This window comes from Hydrogenophaga sp. T66, from assembly GCF_057219855.1.
In genome coordinates this window covers 63351-80783 of record NZ_JBXVVX010000001.1, presented here as the reverse complement: position 1 = coordinate 80783, position 17433 = coordinate 63351, and the positions used below count along the sequence as shown (strand labels likewise).

The 17433-nt window shown below is 70.6% G+C and carries 12 protein-coding genes and 1 tRNA gene; 7 read left to right on the top strand and 6 right to left on the bottom strand.

The window, feature by feature from the left end; translation table 11 throughout:
- Positions 1–14 precede the first annotated feature (14 nt).
- Complete coding sequence (locus tag AC2D80_RS00325) at positions 15–881, bottom strand: creatininase family protein (protein ID WP_484630987.1); 867 nt, start codon at positions 879–881, stop codon at positions 15–17.
- Between the two features lie 239 nt (positions 882–1120).
- Between AC2D80_RS00325 and AC2D80_RS00320 the strand changes: the two genes are divergently transcribed.
- The 4 genes from AC2D80_RS00320 (at position 1121) to priA (ending at position 7815) form a co-directional block, all read left to right on the top strand.
- The gene (locus tag AC2D80_RS00320; RefSeq protein WP_484632622.1) at positions 1121–3322 is read left to right on the top strand and encodes a protein-disulfide reductase DsbD family protein; all 2202 of its coding nucleotides are present in this window, start codon (positions 1121–1123) and stop codon (positions 3320–3322) included.
- Positions 3323–3364: 42 nt separating this feature from the next.
- Positions 3365–4018 carry a redoxin domain-containing protein gene (locus AC2D80_RS00315; protein WP_484630986.1) on the top strand — a complete coding sequence of 218 codons (654 nt, stop codon included), beginning with the start codon at positions 3365–3367 and terminating at the stop codon, positions 4016–4018.
- A gap of 109 nt (positions 4019–4127) precedes the next feature.
- The gene (hemE, locus tag AC2D80_RS00310) at positions 4128–5231 is read left to right on the top strand and encodes a uroporphyrinogen decarboxylase (RefSeq protein WP_484630985.1); all 1104 of its coding nucleotides are present in this window, start codon (positions 4128–4130) and stop codon (positions 5229–5231) included.
- 439 nt (positions 5232–5670) lie between these two features.
- On the top strand, positions 5671–7815 hold the full coding sequence (gene priA, locus AC2D80_RS00305) for a replication restart helicase PriA (RefSeq protein WP_484630984.1): 2145 nt from the start codon (positions 5671–5673) through the stop codon (positions 7813–7815).
- Between the two features lie 100 nt (positions 7816–7915).
- Here priA and katG read toward each other — a convergent pair whose 3' ends face one another.
- On the bottom strand, positions 7916–10117 hold the full coding sequence (gene katG / locus AC2D80_RS00300) for a catalase/peroxidase HPI (RefSeq protein ID WP_484630983.1): 2202 nt from the start codon (positions 10115–10117) through the stop codon (positions 7916–7918).
- Between the two features lie 269 nt (positions 10118–10386).
- Positions 10387–11349: an AEC family transporter gene (locus tag AC2D80_RS00295; RefSeq protein WP_484630982.1), complete on the bottom strand. Its 963-nt coding sequence runs from the start codon at positions 11347–11349 to the stop codon at positions 10387–10389.
- 94 nt (positions 11350–11443) lie between these two features.
- On the opposite strand from AC2D80_RS00295, the gene AC2D80_RS00290 reads away from it, so the two are divergent.
- Together AC2D80_RS00290 and AC2D80_RS00285 are read left to right on the top strand one after the other, a co-directional pair.
- Positions 11444–13498: an ATP-dependent helicase gene (locus AC2D80_RS00290; protein WP_484630981.1), complete on the top strand. Its 2055-nt coding sequence runs from the start codon at positions 11444–11446 to the stop codon at positions 13496–13498.
- Positions 13495–14082, top strand: a complete 588-nt coding sequence (locus AC2D80_RS00285; protein ID WP_484630980.1) for a hypothetical protein — start codon at positions 13495–13497, stop codon at positions 14080–14082. The genes AC2D80_RS00290 and AC2D80_RS00285 overlap by 4 nt, the downstream gene beginning before the upstream one ends.
- 33 nt (positions 14083–14115) lie before the next feature.
- On the opposite strand, the gene AC2D80_RS00280 is transcribed toward AC2D80_RS00285, so the two are convergent.
- Together AC2D80_RS00280 and AC2D80_RS00275 are read right to left on the bottom strand one after the other, a co-directional pair.
- Entirely contained in the window at positions 14116–14769 is a 654-nt protein-coding gene (locus AC2D80_RS00280; protein WP_484630979.1) for a DUF4124 domain-containing protein, read from the bottom strand.
- Between the two features lie 160 nt (positions 14770–14929).
- Positions 14930–15005: transfer RNA gene (locus tag AC2D80_RS00275), tRNA-Gly, on the bottom strand.
- 640 nt (positions 15006–15645) lie between these two features.
- Between AC2D80_RS00275 and AC2D80_RS00270 the strand changes: the two genes are divergently transcribed.
- A complete protein-coding gene (locus AC2D80_RS00270) occupies positions 15646–15915 on the top strand; it encodes a helix-turn-helix transcriptional regulator (protein ID WP_484630978.1) in 270 nt (89 codons plus the stop codon).
- Positions 15916–16784: 869 nt separating this feature from the next.
- On the opposite strand, the gene AC2D80_RS00265 is transcribed toward AC2D80_RS00270, so the two are convergent.
- On the bottom strand, positions 16785–17420 hold the full coding sequence (locus tag AC2D80_RS00265) for an HAD hydrolase-like protein (protein ID WP_484630977.1): 636 nt from the start codon (positions 17418–17420) through the stop codon (positions 16785–16787).
- Positions 17421–17433: the final 13 nt, after the last annotated feature.

Sequence of the window (17433 nt, the reverse complement as noted above, 5' to 3'; positions counted from 1 at the left end):
GGCCAGCCGACCCGTCAGCGCTCGCGCAGCGTCTGCGGCGGCAGGCGGTCGATGTCGACGAGCAGCTGCGCCAGCGCGCGCCCCCCGGCGTCCAGCAAGGCCTGGCCATCGGCCTCGGTGGCGGCCGCCGCGTTGCCCACCGCCCCCGCGGGATTGAGGTCCTGCGTCTGCCAGGCGAAGCGGGCGCTGCGCCCGTCGCCCAGCACCGGGAACGCGGCGGCGCGGTCTTCGCTGGTCGAGCGGAAATCCGCCGCCCGTTCCAGCCGCACGCGATCGGGCCGCAGCGCGCGCATCAGCGCCGTCTCCACCGCGCCGGCGTGGGTGCCGAAGCGCTGTTCGTGGGCGCTGAAGCGGGCCATCACGTCGTGCCCCTGCGCGTCGCGCAGCGGCCACTGGAACCAGCTGGTGCTCACCGCCAGCATGCGCCGGCGCGCGCGCAGGTCGCGCGCCACCGGATCGAGGAGCCCGACCTGCCCGCCGTGGGTGTTGAGCAGCAGCAGCTTGGTCACGCCGGCGTCGGCCACGCTCTCGCCGATCTCGGTCCACAGCCGGATCACGGTCTCGGCGCGCAGCGACAGCGTGCCGGGGAACGCCGTGTGCTCCGGCGAGAAGCCCACGACCTGCGGCGGCAGGAACAGCACCGGCAGCGCCGCCGGCAGGTGCGGCAGCGCCGCCGCGATCAGGCCGTGGGCGATGTCGGCGTCCACCGACAGCGGCAGGTGCGGCCCGTGCTGCTCGATGGCCGCCACCGGCAGCACCGCGATCACACGCGACCGGTCGATGGCCTCGAAATCGGCGGTGCTCAGGTCGGCCCAGAAGCGCGACGGGAGGGACGACGCGGGCGGCGGCGAGCCGGTCGGGGGCGTGGCGGCGGCGGTCATGCGGCGATCTTACGCCGCGACCCTGCTCCACCGTCGGCCCAGAGCCCCCTGCGACCGCCCCACGGCCGTCGCACAATGCGAGCCGTTCACGACCGGCGCCGGAACTCCCGGCGCCGTTCTCCGTCACACCTCGGCCGGCGCCTGAGCCGGCACCGCCGATGAACGCTTTCTTGCGCCCCCTCCTGCGTGATTTCCTGCGCGATGGCCTGCGTGTGGTCCCGCGCGCTTTCCAGCGGCTGATGGCCGGGCGCCCGGGCGCGCGCGGCCTCTCGCTGCGATTCGTGCTGGGCGCCCTGGCGCTGCTGCCCGCGCTTGCCTCCGCCCAGGGCGCGGTGTCCACCACGCCGCAAACCCGCGCCGAGCTGCGCGCCTACGCCCCCGACGGCCTGAAGCCCGGCGCGCGCTTGTGGGCGGGGCTGCAGATCACCCACGCGCCCGACTGGCACACCTACTGGAAAAACCCCGGCGACTCGGGGCTGGCCACGGAACTGGCCTGGACGCTGCCGGCCGGCGCGCAGGCCGGCGCCATCGCCTGGCCCACGCCGCGCAAGTTCCCCATCGGGCCGCTGGCCAACTACGGCTACGACGGCACCGTGCTGCTGCCGGTGCCGGTCACCCTGTCGGCCGACTGGCGCGGCGAGGCGCTCGAGCTCGCGCTGCAGGCGAGCTGGCTGGTGTGCAAGACCGAATGCATCCCCGAACAGGCCAGCCTGCGCTTGACCCTGCCGGCCGCGGCCTCGCCCGATGCCGACACGGCCGCGGCCTTCCGCGCCGCGTTCGCCGCCGCGCCGACCGACCAGCCCGCCGCCGGCAGCCGCCTCACGCCCGGCGACAAGGCGCTGGGCGTGGCGATCGACGGGCTGCCCGCCGCCTGGCGCGGCCAGCGGCTGGAGTTCTACCCGGAACTCACGGGCGTGATTGAGCCCGGCGCGCCCTGGACCCAGGCCTGGGAGGGCGCGCGCTGGACGGCGCAGGTGCCGCTCAACGCCTTCCGCAGCGAGGCGCCGGCCACGATGGACATCGTGCTGGCGCGCGCCGACGCGCCGGGGCAGGGCCCGGGCGAGGCGGGTGTGCGGCTGGCGGTGCCGGTGGAGGGCGCGTGGCCGCCGGCGGCGCCCCTGCCCGCGGCCGGCCTGTCGCCGGCGCTGGAGGCGGCGCTGGCGGCCGACGCAGCGCGCGTGGCGGGCACCGCCGCCCCCACCCCGGCCGCGCTGGGCGTGTTGCTGCTCACGCTGCTCGGCGCCCTGGCCGGCGGCCTGATCCTCAACCTCATGCCCTGCGTGTTCCCGGTGCTGGCGATCAAGGTGATGGCGCTCACGCAAAGCGCCACCCCGGCGCAGCGCCGCGGTCACGCGCTGGCCTACACCGCGGGCGTGGTGCTGTCTTTCCTGGCGCTGGGCGGGCTGCTACTGGCCCTGCGCGCGGCGGGCGAACAGCTCGGCTGGGGCTTCCAGCTGCAGAGCCCGGCAGTGGTGGCGGCGCTGGCGGCGCTGTTCACGCTGATCGGCCTGAACCTGGCCGGCCTGTTCGAGCTGGGGCAACTGCTGCCGTCGGGCGTGGCCTCGCTGCGCGCGCGCCGGCCCGCGGCCGACGCCTTCCTGGGCGGTGTGCTGGCCACCGCCGTGGCCTCGCCCTGCACTGCGCCGTTCATGGGCGCGGCGCTGGGGCTGGCGATCGGCCTGCCGGCGTGGCAGGCGCTGGCGGTGTTTGCGGCGCTGGGCCTGGGCATGGCGCTGCCCTACCTCGCGGCGGGCTGGGTGCCGGCCCTGGCCCGCGCCCTGCCGCGCCCGGGCGCGTGGATGCTGACCTTCCGCCAGCTGATGGCCTTCCCGATGTTCGCCACCGTCGTCTGGCTGCTGTGGGTGCTGGGCCAACAAAGCGGCATCGACGGCGCGGCCGCGCTGCTGATGGCCCTGGTGGCGCTGGCGCTTCTGGTCTGGGCGCTGGGGCGGGCGGGGCGCGGGCGCTGGGCGCTATCGGCGCTGGCCGGCGTGACGCTGGCGGCGGTGCTGCTCACGCTGGGGCCGGCGATCACGCGGCTGGCGCCGCCCGCGAGCGCCACCGCCGGGCCGGCCGCGCTCGCCCCAGATGCCACGAGCGGGGTCTGGGAAGCCTGGAGCCCGGCCCGGCAGGCCGAGCGGCTGGCCGAGGGCCGCACCGTGTTCGTCGACTTCACCGCCGCGTGGTGCGTGACCTGCCAGGTGAACAAGCGCACCACGCTGTCCGACGACGCCTTGCTGGCCGAGCTGCGCGAGCGGCGTGTGGCGCTGCTGCGCGCCGACTGGACGCGCCGCGACCCGGCGATCACCGCCGCGCTGGCCGCGCTGGGGCGCAACGGCGTGCCGACCTACGCGGTGCACGTGCCGGGGCAGCCGCCGCGCGTGCTGTCCGAACTGATTGGTGTGGAGGAGGTTCGCGCGGCGCTGGCCGATGCCCGCTGAGGCCGGGCCCGCCGCCCTGTTGATCCCGATCCGGAGGTTTTGATGACCCTGCCCCGACGCTCCCTTCTCGCCGCCGGCGCGCTCGCCGGTGCGTTGCCCACCGCCCTGTCCCTCGCGCTGTGGCCCGCCCGCGCCCACGCCGCCGTGGGCCAGCCGGCGCCCGACTTCACCCTCACCGACACGCAGGGCCGGCCGGTGCGGCTGTCCGCGCTGCGCGGCAAGCCGGTGGTGCTGGAGTGGACCAACCCGAGCTGTCCGTTCGTGAAGAAGCACTACCAGGGCGGCGCGCAGGGCAACATGCAGACCCACCAGCGCGAGGCGCTGGCCGCCGGCGCCCACTGGCTCACCGTCAATTCCACCCACGACAGCAGCCCCGACTACCTCGCGCCCGACGCGCTGGGGCGCTGGATGGCCGAGCAGAAAGGCAGCCCCACAGCCACGCTGCTCGACGCCGACGGCCGCGTGGGCGCGGCCTACGCCGCCCGCGTCACGCCCCACCTCTTCATCGTCGATGCCCAGGGCCAGCTGGCCTACGCCGGCGGCATCGACAGCATCGCCTCCGCGCGGGTCGAGGACATCCCGCGCGCCACGCCCTACGTGCGCCAGGCGCTGGCCGAATTGCTCGCGGGCAAGCCGGTGAGCCAGCCCAGCACCCGCCCCTACGGCTGCACCATCAAGTACAAGAGCGCGGCCTGAGCGCGGCCTGAGCGCAGCGGACGCGCGGGCGTGGCGCGGCGCGGCGCGCGTCAGGGCCCGGCCGGGGGTCGCATGGATAATGGCCCGATACCCCCCGACCGGAACGACCATGCCCTTCGCGCCCCTGAAAAACGACAGCTTCCTGCGCGCCTGCCTGCGCCAGTCCACCACCCACACGCCGGTGTGGCTGATGCGCCAGGCCGGCCGCTACCTGCCGGAGTACTGCGCCACCCGCGCCAAGGCCGGCAGCTTCATGGGCCTGGCCACGAACGTCGACTACGCCACTGAGGTCACGCTGCAACCGCTGGAGCGCTACCCGCTGGACGCCGCCATCCTGTTCAGCGACATCCTCACCGTGCCCGACGCCATGGGCCTGGGTCTGTCCTTCGCGCAGGGCGAGGGCCCGAAATTCGCCCGCACCGTGCGCACCGAGGCCGACGTTGCGGCGCTGGCGGTGCCGGACATGGAGAAGCTGCGCTATGTGTTCGACGCGGTCACCTCGATCCGCCGCGCGCTGGACGGGCGCGTGCCCCTGATCGGCTTCTCCGGCAGCCCCTGGACCCTGGCCTGCTACATGGTCGAGGGCGGCGGGTCGGACGACTACCGCCTCGTCAAATCGCTGATGTACAGCCGCCCGGACCTGATGCACCGGCTGCTGGCCATCAACGCCGACGCCGTGGCCGCCTACCTGAACGCACAGATCGACGCCGGCGCGCAGGCGGTGATGGTCTTTGACAGCTGGGGCGGCGTGCTGGCCGACGGCGCCTTCCAGCGCTTCAGCCTGGCCTACACCGCCCGCGTGCTCTCGCAACTGAAGCGCTCGCACGACGGCGTGGTGATCCCGCGGATCGTGTTCACCAAAGGCGGCGGCCTGTGGCTGGACGACATGAAGCCGCTGGACTGCGAGGTGCTGGGTCTGGACTGGACGGTCAACCTCGGTCAGGCGCGCGCCCGCGTGGGCGAAGGCGCTGGCGCCAAGGCGCTGCAAGGCAACATCGACCCCAACGTGCTGTTCGCCCCGCCCGAAGCGATCGAGCGCGAGGTGGCCGCGGTCATTGACAGCTTCGGCCGCCCCCACCAGGGCGACGGCACCGGCCCGACCCACATCTTCAACCTCGGCCATGGCATCAGCCAGTACACCCCGCCGGAGCACGTGGCCGCGCTGGTGCAAGCCGTGCACACCCATTCGCGTTTCATCCGACGCGCGGTCTGAGGCCAAAGGTGCTCTGTTTTTCGCAGCGGGCTTGTGACTTTTGTCGCAGTCCGCGCGGGCCCGATGGCCGGCGGTGCGGCGTCATCGCGGTGTCATCGATGCCCTGCTTCCAGGCGCGTAGCACAAAACCAGGCCAAAAAAACACTTGACACGTCGCACTTATGCACAAAAGTCGTGCTGCGGTGCGCCACCAGGCCCCAGCCCCGCGCGGGCCCTACCCAGACCCCCAGGGGATCGCCAAGTCATTGATTTATATAGGCTTTGTGGATTGCTTTTTTTCTGGGCAGTTTAAGCAAGGCCTTGATTTTCAAGGCTTCCGGCGGGGTGAAGCGGGACTATCAACAAAGTTATCCACAGAAGTTCTGGATATGTCTCGGCATGCATGAAAATCAAGGACTTAGCCATGGTTTCAAAACCGTAGTCGAGGTTCTGGCGTGACATGAATCACTGGCTGCCGGTCGTCGTTGCCACCCCGGCCCACAGCGGCCTCGGGGAAACCCTGAGCTACACCCACCCCACCGACCTGCCGGCCGGCACGCTGGTGAGGGTACCGCTGGGTGCGCGCGAGGTGCTGGGCATCGTGTGGGATGGGCCGCGCGAAGCGCCGCCCGACATGGACCCGTCCCGGGCCCGGGCGGTCAGCGCCGTGCTCGACGCCCTGGCCCCGCTGGACGCCGGCTGGCGCCAGCTGGTGCGCTTTGCGGCCCAGTACTACCAGCGCAGCGCCGGCGAGGTGGCGCTGGCGGCGCTGCCGCCGCCGCTGCGCGCGCTCGACACCCCCGCGCTGGCCCGGCGGCAACAGCGCGCGGACCGCGCCGCGGCCAAAGCCCGGACCACCGCCGGGGCCGACGCACCGGCCAGCTCCAGCCCCGCCGCCGCGCCCGCCGACCCGGGCGATGCCACGCCGCGCACCCTCAGCGCCGAGCAAGCCGCGGCCCTGGACGCCATCCTCGCGCCGGCGGCCGGCGCGCACTCGCCGGTGCTGCTGTGGGGCGCCACCGGGAGCGGCAAGACCGAGGTCTACCTGCAGGCCCTGGAGCGCCTGCTGGACCACGATCCCGCCGCCCAGGGCCTGGTGCTGGTGCCAGAGATCAACCTCACCCCGCAGCTGCTCGCGCGCCTGCAGGCCCGGCTGGCGCCGCGCTGGGGGCCGCAGGCCGTGGTGGCCCTGCACAGCGGCATGACGCCGGCGCAGCGTCTGCAGGCCTGGCTGGCCGCCCACACCGGCCGCGCCCGCGCCGTGCTCGGCACGCGGCTGGCGGTGTTCGCCAGCCTGCCCGGCCTGCGGCTGGTGGTGGTGGACGAAGAACACGACGCCAGCTACAAGAGCCAGGACGGCGCACGCTACTCGGCGCGCGACCTGGCCGTCTACCGCGCACACCGGCGCGGCTGCCCGGTGGTGCTGGGATCGGCCACCCCGTCGATGGAAAGCTGGCAAGCCAGCGAGCAGGGCCGCTACCGGCGCGTGGCCATGCCCAGCCGCGTGGGCGGCGGCGCGCTGCCGCGCCTGCGCCTGGTCGACATGAACCAGCAGCCCAAGGGCGCGGTGCTCGCCCCGCCGCTGCTGGCGGCGATGGCCGAACGCATCGCCCGCGGCGAGCAGGTGCTGGTGCTGATCAACCGCCGCGGTTACGCGCCGGTGCTGGCCTGCCACGACTGCGGCTGGAAAAGCGGCTGCCCGCACTGCAGCGCCTACCGCGTGTTCCACAAGCTCGACCGCACGCTGCGCTGCCACCACTGCGGCCACAGCAGCCGCGTGCCGCGCGCCTGCCCCGAGTGCGGCAACCTCGACATCGTGCCGCAGGGCCGTGGCACGGAGCAGGTGGAAGAGCAGCTCGCCGCGCTGCTGGCCGACGCGCGCCGCCCCGACGGCAGCCCGCCGCGCGTGGCCCGCATGGATGCCGACACCACCCGCCTCAGCGGCAGCCTGCAGGCCCAGCTCGACGCGCTGCACGCCGGCGAGGTCGACGTGCTGGTCGGCACGCAGATGGTCACCAAAGGCCACGACTTCCGGCGCATCACGCTGGTGGCCGCGCTCAACGCCGACAGCGGCCTCTTCGCCAGCGACCACCGCGCGCCCGAGCGCCTGTTCCAGCTCCTGCTGCAGGCCGGCGGGCGCGCCGGGCGCGACGCGCAGCACAGCGCCGCCAGCGAGCTCTGGGTGCAGACCTGGCACCCGGCCCACCCGCTGTTCGCCCACCTGCGCCAGCACGACGTCGCCGCCTTCGCCGCGCGCGAACTGGCCGAGCGCGAAGCGGCCGGCATGCCGCCGTTCGCCCACCAGGCGCTGCTGCGCGCCGACGCACGCACCCAGGCCGCGGCCCAGGGCTTCCTCGCCGCCGCGGCCGAGGCCGCGCGCACCCTGCCTGGCGCCGATGAGGTCACGCTCTACCCGCCGGTGCCACTCACCATCCAGCGCGTGGCCAATGTGGAGCGTGCCCAGCTGCTGGTCGAATCCGGCTCGCGCGCCGCGCTGCAACGCTTCCTCGCGGCGTGGCACGACGGCCTGCTCGCCGCCCGCCACGCGCCCGCCGCACGCGGCCTGATCCGCTACGCGGTGGACGTCGATCCGCTGGGGCTCTGACCGCTCCCTCAGGCCACAAAAAAATCCCCCGCCGCGCGGGAGCGCGACGGGGGCTTGCGGGCGTCAGCCGGGGGACCGGGGGGACCGGCGGGGCCGGGGGTCAGGCCAGGTCGAAACGGTCCAGGTTCATGACCTTGGTCCAGGCGCGCACGAAGTCGCGCACGAACTTGCCGGCGTTGTCGCGCTGGGCGTACACCTCGGCCAGCGCGCGCAGCTGCGAGTTCGAGCCGAACGCGAGATCGACGCGGGTGGCGGTCCATTTCAGCGCGCCGGTCTGGCGGTCGCGGCCTTCGTAGGCGTTGTCGCCCACCGGGCTCCAGACCGTGCCCATGTCCACCAGGTGGGTGAAGAAGTCCGGCGTGAGCTGGCCTTCGCGCTGGGTGAACACCCCGTGGCGCGAGCCGCCGTGGTTGGCGCCCAGCACGCGCAGGCCGCCGACCAGCACCGTCATCTCCGGCGCGCTCAGCGTGAGCAGCTGGGCCTTGTCGACCAGCATCTCCTCGGGCGACACCTTGAACGCCATGGCGCGGTAGTTGCGGAAACCGTCGGCCTGGGGTTCCAGCACGGCGAAGGAGTCGGCGTCGGTCTGTTCGGCGGTGGCGTCGGTGCGGCCCGGGGTGAAGGGCACGTCCACCGGGTGGCCGGCGGCGGCCGCGGCCTGCTCCACGCCCACGTTGCCGGCCAGCACGATCAGGTCGGCCAACGACACCCGCTTGCCGCCCGGCGCGGCGCCGTTGAAGCCGCGCTGCACTTCCTGCAGCACCGCGAGCACCTTGGCCAGCTGCGCCGGCTGGTTGACCGCCCAGTCTTTCTGCGGCGCCAGCCGGATGCGCGCGCCGTTGGCGCCGCCGCGCTTGTCGCTGCCACGGAAGGTGGAGGCCGAGGCCCAGGCGGTGCTGACCAGTTCGGCCACGCTCAGGCGCGAGGCGACGATGCGGCGCTTGAGTTCGGCCACGTCGGCCGCGTCGACCAGCGGGTGGTCCACCGGCGGCAGCGGGTCCTGCCAGATCAGGTCTTCGGCCGGCACCTCGGGGCCCAGGTAGCGGGCCTTCGGGCCCATGTCGCGGTGGGTCAGCTTGAACCAGGCGCGGGCGTAGGCGTCGGCGAAGGCCTCGGGGTGGGCCAGGTAGTGGCGGGCGATCTTTTCGTAGGCCGGGTCGAAGCGCAGCGCCAGATCGGCGGTGGTCATCATCGGTGCGTGGCTCACGCCCGGGCGGTGGGCATCGGGGATCATGTCCTCGGGCGCCACATCCTTGGCGCGCCACTGGTGGGCGCCGGCCGGGCTCTTGACCAGCTCCCAGTCGTACTGGAAGAGCACGCGCAGGTAGCCCATGTCCCAGCGGGTGGGGTGGGGTTTCCAGGCGCCCTCGATGCCGCTGGTGGTGGTGTCGGCCCCCACGCCGCTGCCGTGGCGGTTGATCCAGCCAAAACCCATGGCCTCGACCGGCGCGGCCTCGGGTTCGGGCCCGACGAGGCCCGGGTCGCCGGCGCCGTGGGCCTTGCCGAAGGTGTGGCCGCCGGCCACCAGCGCCACGGTCTCGGCATCGTCCATCGCCATGCGGGCGAAGGTCTCGCGCACGTCGCGTGCGCTGGCCACCGGGTCGGGTTTGCCGTCCGGGCCCTCCGGGTTCACATAGATCAGGCCCATCTGCACGGCCGCCAGCGGGCTGGCGAGCTCGCGGTCACCGCTGTAGCGGCTGTTGGGCTGGTCGCTCGTGGCGAGCCACGCGGTCTCTGCGCCCCAGTAGATGTCTTCTTCCGGCGCCCAGATGTCTTCGCGGCCGCCGCCGAAGCCGAAGGTCTTGAAGCCCATGGTTTCCATGGCGACGTTGCCGGCCAGGATGAACAGGTCGGCCCAGGAGATGGCGTTGCCGTACTTCTGCTTGATCGGCCAGAGCAGGCGGCGCGCCTTGTCGAGGTTGCCGTTGTCGGGCCAGCTGTTGAGCGGGGCGAAGCGCTGGTTGCCGGTGGCCGCGCCCCCGCGGCCGTCGGCCGTGCGGTAGGTGCCGGCGGCGTGCCAGGCCATGCGGATGAACAGGCCGCCGTAATGCCCCCAGTCGGCCGGCCACCAGGGCTGGCTGTCCGTCATGAGCGCGGCGAGGTCTTTTTTGAGCGCGGCGTAGTCGAGCTTCTGGAACGCGGTGGCGTAGTCAAAGTCGGGGTCCATCGGGTTGGACGCCGGCGCGTGCTGGTGCAGGATGCCCAGGTTGAGCTGGTTGGGCCACCAGTCGGCGTTGGAGCGGGCCGCGGGGGTGGTGCGGGCGCCGTGGAAGGGGCACTGGGCCGGGGGGTTCTGGGCCATGGGGGACTCCTCTGACGTTGGGGTTGACACGGGCCGCGCGGGGGTCTGCCTCACACCGCCCGCGCCATCACGGCCAGGCGCTCGGTCCACCAGGCGGTGAACACGGCGACAGGCTGGCGGACGGGGCGGGGGCGGTTCGGTGACATGGCAGGACTCCAGCGATCGACCGGGTCACTGTAGGCGCCGGCGTCCGATTAGTCCAAGCAATTCACAAAATATTTCCGATTGGAAATATCTATTATTTGAGGCCGGGCGGCGCCCGGCGACGCTCAGGTGAGCAGGGCCACCGCGCCGGAGAACGTGAGGAAGGCCGCCGCGGTGGAGACCAGGATGATCCGCGCGATGCGCCCGTTGTCGGCGCCGAAGCGCTCGGCCAGCAAAGAGACGTTGCTGGCGCTGGGGAGGGCGGCGGTCAGCACCATCACGGTCAGGGCCGCGGCGGACAGCTCCAGCCCCAGCTGCACCGCCGCCAGCCCGGCCAGCAACACCAGCAGCGGGTGGACGAACAGCTTGAGCAGCGCCACCGGGAGGTAGTCGCCCAGCGGCATGGGGTGGTTGGCGGTCATTTGCGCCCGCGCCAGCACCGCGCCGATGGTGAACAGCGCCACCGGCGAGGCCGCATCGGCCAGCAGCCAGGCGGTCTTCTCCACCGGGCCGGGCAGGCGGAAGGACCACGCCGAGGCCACACCGCCCAGAATGATGGCCCACGGCATCGGGTTGGTGAGCACGCCCTTGAGCGCCTTGCGCGCCGCGTCGAACACCGCGGTGCGGCCATTGCCCTCGGCCTCGTCCAGCCGGGACAGCGCGATGCACAGCGAACTGGTGATCACCATGTCCACCACCATCGTGAGGATCACCGTGCCCGCGGCCGACGGCCCCAGCAGCGCCACGATCAGCGGCACGCCCATGAAGCCGGAATTGGGAAACGCGGCCACCAGCGCGCCCAGCGAGGCGTCGTTCCAGCGGATCCGGTCGCTCAGCGAGATGACGATCGCGAAGGCCACCACCGTCAGCCCGCACAGCAGGTACAGCGCCGCCGCCCGCACATCCAGCAGCTGCGCGATCGGCGTGGTCGAGCCGAAGCGGAACAACATGCACGGCAGCGCGAAATACAGGACAAAACCGTTCAGCCCGGGGATGGCCTCCAGCGGCAACAGCCGCCGCCGCGCCGCCACGTAACCGGCGAACACGAGGGCAAAAAACGGGAAGGTGACGAGCAGGACGTTGAGCACGCCGCGGATTGTCTCAGCCCGTCCGGGCCCGCCCCGCGCCGGCGGCGACAGCGCGGGGCCGTCGGTATCATCCACCGCTTTGCCTGCCCACCCGATGTCCGCCGGTCTCAACCTCGCCCAGCTCGACGCCGTGAACCACCTGGGCGGGCCGTGTCTCGTGCTGGCGGGCGCGGGCTCGGGCAAGACGCGCGTCATCACCCACAAGATCGCGCGGCTGATCCAGGCCGGTCTGGCGGCCGACCGCGTGGCGGCGATCACCTTCACCAACAAGGCCGCGGCCGAGATGCGCGAGCGCGCGGGCCAGCTCGTGGGGCGTGACGCCAAGAAGGTGCTGATCTGCACCTTCCACGCGCTGGGCGTGCGCCTGCTGCGCGAGGACGGCGAGGCGCTGGGCCTGAAGAAGCAGTTCAGCATCCTCGACACCGACGACATCACCAGCCTGCTCAAGGACTGCGGCACCACCACCGACGCCGCCACCGCGCGCCAGTGGCAATGGACGATCAGCGCCTGGAAGAGCGCCGGCCTGGACAGCGCAGCCGCCCTGGCGCAGGCGCGCGACGAGCACGAGCGCACCACCGCGCTCATCATGCAGCGCTACGAAGAGCGGCTGGTGGCCTACCAGGCGGTGGACTTCGACGACCTGATCGCGCTGCCGCTGAAGCTGCTGAGCCAGCACGGGGCCGTGCGCGCCAAGTGGCAGCAGAAGATGGGCCACGTGCTGGTGGACGAATACCAGGACACCAACGCCACGCAGTACGAACTGCTCAAGCTGCTGGTGGGTGAGCGCGCCCGCTTCACCGCGGTCGGCGACGACGACCAGTCCATCTACGGCTGGCGCGGCGCCACCCTGGACAACCTCAAGCGCCTGCCGCAGGACTTTCCGCAGCTCAAGGTCATCAAGCTGGAGCAGAACTACCGCTCCACCAGCGCCATCCTGCGCGCGGCCAACGCCGTCATCGGCCCCAACCCCAAACTCTTCCCCAAGACGCTGTGGAGCGAGCTGGGCGAAGGCGAGCCGGTGCGCGTCGTCGACGCGGACAACGAAGAGCACGAAGCCGAGCGCGCCGTCGCCCGCATCCAGAGCTTGCGCGCCACCAGCCCCCACAAGGAATGGCGCGACTTCGCCATCCTCTACCGCGCCAACCACCAGGCCAAGGGTTTCGAGCAGTCGCTGCGCAAGGCCCAGATTCCGTACAAAGTCTCGGGCGGCCAGAGCTTCTTCGACAAGGCCGAAATCCGTGACCTGTGCGCCTGGCTGCGCCTGATCACCAACAACGACGACGACCCCGCCTTCCTGCGCGCCGCCACCACGCCCAAGCGCGGCATCGGCCACACCACGCTGCAGCAGCTCGGCGCCTTCGCCACGCAGTACAAGCTCAGCCTCTTCGCGGCCCTCTTTTCCCACTCCCTGCCCAGCGCCGTGTCGGGCCGCGCCATCACCGCGCTGCACGAATTCGGCCGCCAGGTGAACGACCTGGAGTACCGCGCCCGCCACACCCTGGGCGCGGAAGCCGCGCGCGCCTTTCTCACCGACTGGCTCAAGGACATCGGCTACGAGCAACACCTGATCGACAGCGAAGAAAACGACAAGGTCGCCGCCGCGCGCTGGGGCAACGTGCAGGAGTTCTGCGACTGGATCGCGGGCCGCTGCGGCGGGCAGATCGACGACGCGGCGGGCACAGCGGTCGAGAGCGAGCGCAAAAGCCTTTTGGAGGTGGTGCAGACCATCGCCCTGATCTCCACGCTGTCCGACCGCGAACAGGACCAGAACGTGGTCACGCTCTCCACGCTGCACGCGGCCAAAGGCCTGGAGTGGCCCCACGTCATGCTGGTGGGCGTGAACGAGGGCCTGCTGCCCTTCAAGATCGACGACGACAGCGGCAGTGCCGACGCGCAGCAGCTGCGCATCGAAGAAGAGCGCCGCCTCATGTACGTGGGCATCACGCGCGCGCAACGCACGCTCGCGGTCAGCTGGCTCAAGCGCCGCAAAAAAGGGCGCGACAGCGTGCCCGGCGCGCCCAGCCGCTTCATCGCCGAAATGGCGCTCGACCAGGCCACCGTGAAAGAAGATCCGCGCGAAAAACTGCGCGCCCTGCGCGCCGAGTTCGCCCGCCGCGCGCAAGCCAGCCCCACCGACACCGCGCCATGACCGTTTCGTCGACCTCCCGCCAGGCGCATGCCTGGCCCCCCGCCCGGTCCACCCCCGAGCCCTTCCGCCCCGCGCACCGCCGGCTGGGCGCCCTCGCCGTGGGCGCGTGGCTCGCGCTGGCGCCGTGCGCCATGGCACAACAACCTGCGCCCGCGACCGCCATCGCGGCCTCCGGGCCGGCCACCACCTGCGACCCCGCGATCGACCTGGCCAACCTGCCCCCGCAGCGGCTTTACGGCCTGTGGCGTTTCGTGTGGTGGCCCGAAGGCGGCGACCCGGCACGCCCGACCTCGCGCGGCGCCGTCCTGCTGGAGCGGCACCCCGAGTTCCCCGGCAGCGTGCGCGGGACCTTGCGGCGGGAAACGGGCGGCAACGACGCGACCGGCCAGGTCAGCGGCGACGTCGCCGACGGCGAGTTCAACCTCGACGAATCGGCCGACGGCCTGAACCTCGATGCCGCCTGGACCGGCGAGGTGTTCGACTGTGGTCTGACGCTGCAAGGCGTGCGCCGTCCCGTGGCCGGGCGGCTGCCGGGCGAACCGCTGCTGAACTTCCGGCTGGAGAAAGTGCCGGGCTGGCGGTGACCACACCGGGCGGTGGGCCCGCGGCCCGCCGCCTCAGCGGTTGCGCAGGCGATCGATGCCGGGCCCCTCGGCGCCCGACGGCCCGCACGGCGTGATGTCGCCCGGATAGGCCGGGCACGGACGGCGTCCGTTGCGGTCGGTCACCGGGTACTGCGGCACCGGCGCCGGCTTGACCACCGGCGGGCGGCCAATCACCGGCGGATACCCGATCACGGGCGGGTAGGTCACCACCGGCACGGGAACAGGCACCGGCACCGGCACCGCCGGCGCGACCTCCACCCGGTCGGGCTCGCGCAGCCCGCAGGCGGCGAACATGGCCGAACGCTTGGCCTCGATCAGCGCCGGCGGGTTGCCGGTGGAACTGGCCGTCACTTCATAGTCACGCTGCGCCTTGCGGCATTCCGGCGAGCCGTTGCGCTCCGCGCCCGCGGCAGCCGCCGCTCCCGCACGTTCCGGCGCCGCCGGCGCGGGGGCCAGTCGCGCCATCGATTCGCGCAGCGCCGACGAATCCACCGTGTTCGCCGGGGATACATTCACCGTCGCGGCCCTCGACCCCGACGGGCAAGGCTCGTCCGAGAACAGCACCTGCCCGGCGGCGTTGGTGCATCGGTAGACCGTTTGGGCCGAGACCGAAGCGGCGCCCCACAGCGCCGCCACGCCCAGCAGGACCAGAGAAGATCGTTTCATCCGCGCATTCTCGCGCGGCGATCGGCTCACAGCCAGTGAGAAATTCCCGATCCCGAGCAACGCGGCGGCGCAACACACCCCAAGGGCCGACCGTCGGTTGACCCGGATCTCGCGGACTTCGCAAAGATCGCAGGTGTCGTCTGGGGGGAGGGGGAGAATCTGGAGCGGGAAACGAGGTTCGAACTCGCGACCTCAACCTTGGCAAGGTTGCGCTCTACCAACTGAGCTATTCCCGCGAAGGAACCGGGATCCGGTTCCACGACCACCGCCCGCCGGGCGATGGTCTGAATTTCTGGTGGCCTGGGGCGGAATCGAACCACCCTTGGTAGCCCTCTATTATAGGGCATCTCCGAGGGACGGTCCTGAGACCTTCTGCATTTTCTTCTGCAGTCCCAAGAGACTCGCTCTGACCCACCGACATGCGCGACCCAAAAGCAACCCCAAAGCCACACGCGCCTCGAGTCTAGGTGCCGCTGCGCTTCATAGGGGGAGTTGGCTGGCCACCCAGGCACTAGAGCCGCCACCTGCGTTGCGCGCGAGCCACGCGCGGGGTGCAAAACCCAACCACCATGAGTGCCAAGCCTGCACTGAGAGTGCGGGTGAGACAGTGGTGCCCATCCGTTTCAGCACCGGGGCGGGGCTGTGCATGCCACAGATCGACTGTGCGATCAAGCGAGTGAGAGGCGGTTTGACGACTTCAGTTGGGCCTGCGCAGCCAATTTAGGCGCGGGGCGCTGAGGGGGGCGAAATGGACTGGCCCAAACGGGCCGAATTTGGGGTGTCTGAAGAGAAGTTTTTGGGAGACTTAAAAAGAGCCCGAAGCGTCCTGTAGCGCTACTGGTTCTTTCATCCATCCACCCCAGAGAGGTAACTTTCATGTTGCAAGACTTGCACCCACTCGAAAAGGAAAAGTTGCTCACGGCCGCCGAGGTATACAGCCTGCTGAATATCGGTCGCTCTACTTGGTATGACGGCGTCAAGCAGGGCATCTTTCCCAGTCCCGTGCGACTCGGCGAGCGCTGCGTACGGTGGCTGGCCTCTGACATCGAAAAGCTGCTGCATGACGCGAAGGAAGTCCCATCCAAGCCCCATCGGAATCCCCGGTGCCCCGGCATGAGGATGCGCAAGCACCGCCGCAAGCCCTGAAAAATGGCTGGGAACCCGGCGTGCCCAGCCGCCGGGTCCTTTGATGCCTACTCAAGCTTTTAAGCTCGCTGGAGCCGTTTGGTAATTAGAGGGCCGAGCCCGTCAGAAAGTCGATGGGCAATGCTTTTGGGGGTTCAGAGACTCGATGTGGTCGAACCCGTCTGAACCGGCATGCCCTCGTGTGTGGCAATCCTTCTTGGTCGTGCACTCGGACTTAAGGGGGCAGAAGAAGCCCGCTATGGCTGACTTTCCCAAAGCAAACCAGTCCAGCTTGAGCAGATCTGTTGATCCGGTTGTCTTGGCCTGATGGACTACCCTCAGCCTGCAGCAGTCATCACTAGAGGTCTGCTTCAGGCTGATTGCTGTCGTTCAACTCAACAAGGGCAATGACTGGTACCACGGGGGCAAGATCAGCAGTCTTTGCACTGAGCATTCCTTGCAGGTCCGCTGTACGCCTCAAAGCGGTCAGTGAAAACAGTCCCAGTCCGAATGACTGCTTTTGCATGCGTTCAAGCGGTGATATCGACTCGTGGTGTTTGGTCGCGGCGTTAGGCCGAACGGCAGCTGTCGTGGTATGACGGCAATAGAGGGCCGGGGAGCGGGCCCACGCAGCCGAGCAGAGTTATGAGCCCACACCTGATTAGCACCTCTTCTTTCAGGCCGCCGTAAAGCATCCTCACTATCAATAGCGAGCGGTCACTACTGATTACCCCATGCAGGGGTGCAGGTGCAGCATGCTGGGCCGAGGCGATGAAAAGCGATATGAGGCTACCAGCGGCAACCGCCTGCCGCAGCTGAGCGAGCCATATGGGCGCTGCCTGAAGGTTTGTTGACGAGCATGGCGCTCATTGCTGGCTCGCCCAGACTAATCAGTGGACGCGCGCGTCTGGCTGCGTATTGCAGGCCAACAACCGTAGTGCATCAACAGTCTCAAATGTCACCTCGGGCGAAGTTTGAGCCAAAGCCTGCGGTGCACCATACCCCCAACACACCGCACCGAAAGCCACGCTCGCCGCCCGGGCCGCATCAGCATCGGTCAACTGGTCGCCCACGTAGATCGCCTGTCCCGGTTGAATGCTAAGTTTCTTCATCACGCGAAGAATTCTCGTGCGTTTGCCGAAAAGCGAAGCGCCGCCGTCGATGCATGACATCAAGCGACACAGGTCTTCGCCGAGAATGCGTAGGCAGTTCTCTACCGAGTTGGAACTGACAACTGCCAGCTGGAGTCCATGTGCATGGAGGTCGCGCAGAACCCGCTCCACCCCGGCGAACATGCACACTTGCTGGCCGTGCAGACGCATCAAACGCACGAAATCCCGAGCAACAAATGGCAGCTTCCACCTTGGCAGTCCGAGGTGATCCATGATTTCGCGCGGCGAACGCTGCCGCAGCAGCTCGACCTCATGCGGTTGGATGGGCTGGAAGTGGTACTTGGCTGACAGCAGATTGTGCGTACGTATGAAGAAGCCCAACGAGTCGGCCAGGGTGCCATCCAGATCAAACATGACGAGGTCGTAG

Coding starts and splice junctions, on each gene's coding strand:
- AC2D80_RS00320 (WP_484632622.1), top strand. CDS start 1,121: ATGGCCGGGCGCCCGGGCGCGCGCGGCCTCTCGCTGCGATTCGTGCTG.
- AC2D80_RS00285 (WP_484630980.1), top strand. CDS start 13,495: ATGACCGTTTCGTCGACCTCCCGCCAGGCGCATGCCTGGCCCCCCGCC.
- AC2D80_RS00280 (WP_484630979.1), bottom strand. CDS start 14,769: ATGAAACGATCTTCTCTGGTCCTGCTGGGCGTGGCGGCGCTGTGGGGC.
- AC2D80_RS00265 (WP_484630977.1), bottom strand. CDS start 17,420: ATGTTTGATCTGGATGGCACCCTGGCCGACTCGTTGGGCTTCTTCATA.
- hemE (WP_484630985.1), top strand. CDS start 4,128: ATGCCCTTCGCGCCCCTGAAAAACGACAGCTTCCTGCGCGCCTGCCTG.
- AC2D80_RS00290 (WP_484630981.1), top strand. CDS start 11,444: ATGTCCGCCGGTCTCAACCTCGCCCAGCTCGACGCCGTGAACCACCTG.
- priA (WP_484630984.1), top strand. CDS start 5,671: ATGAATCACTGGCTGCCGGTCGTCGTTGCCACCCCGGCCCACAGCGGC.
- AC2D80_RS00270 (WP_484630978.1), top strand. CDS start 15,646: ATGTTGCAAGACTTGCACCCACTCGAAAAGGAAAAGTTGCTCACGGCC.
- AC2D80_RS00325 (WP_484630987.1), bottom strand. CDS start 881: ATGACCGCCGCCGCCACGCCCCCGACCGGCTCGCCGCCGCCCGCGTCG.
- AC2D80_RS00315 (WP_484630986.1), top strand. CDS start 3,365: ATGACCCTGCCCCGACGCTCCCTTCTCGCCGCCGGCGCGCTCGCCGGT.
- katG (WP_484630983.1), bottom strand. CDS start 10,117: ATGGCCCAGAACCCCCCGGCCCAGTGCCCCTTCCACGGCGCCCGCACC.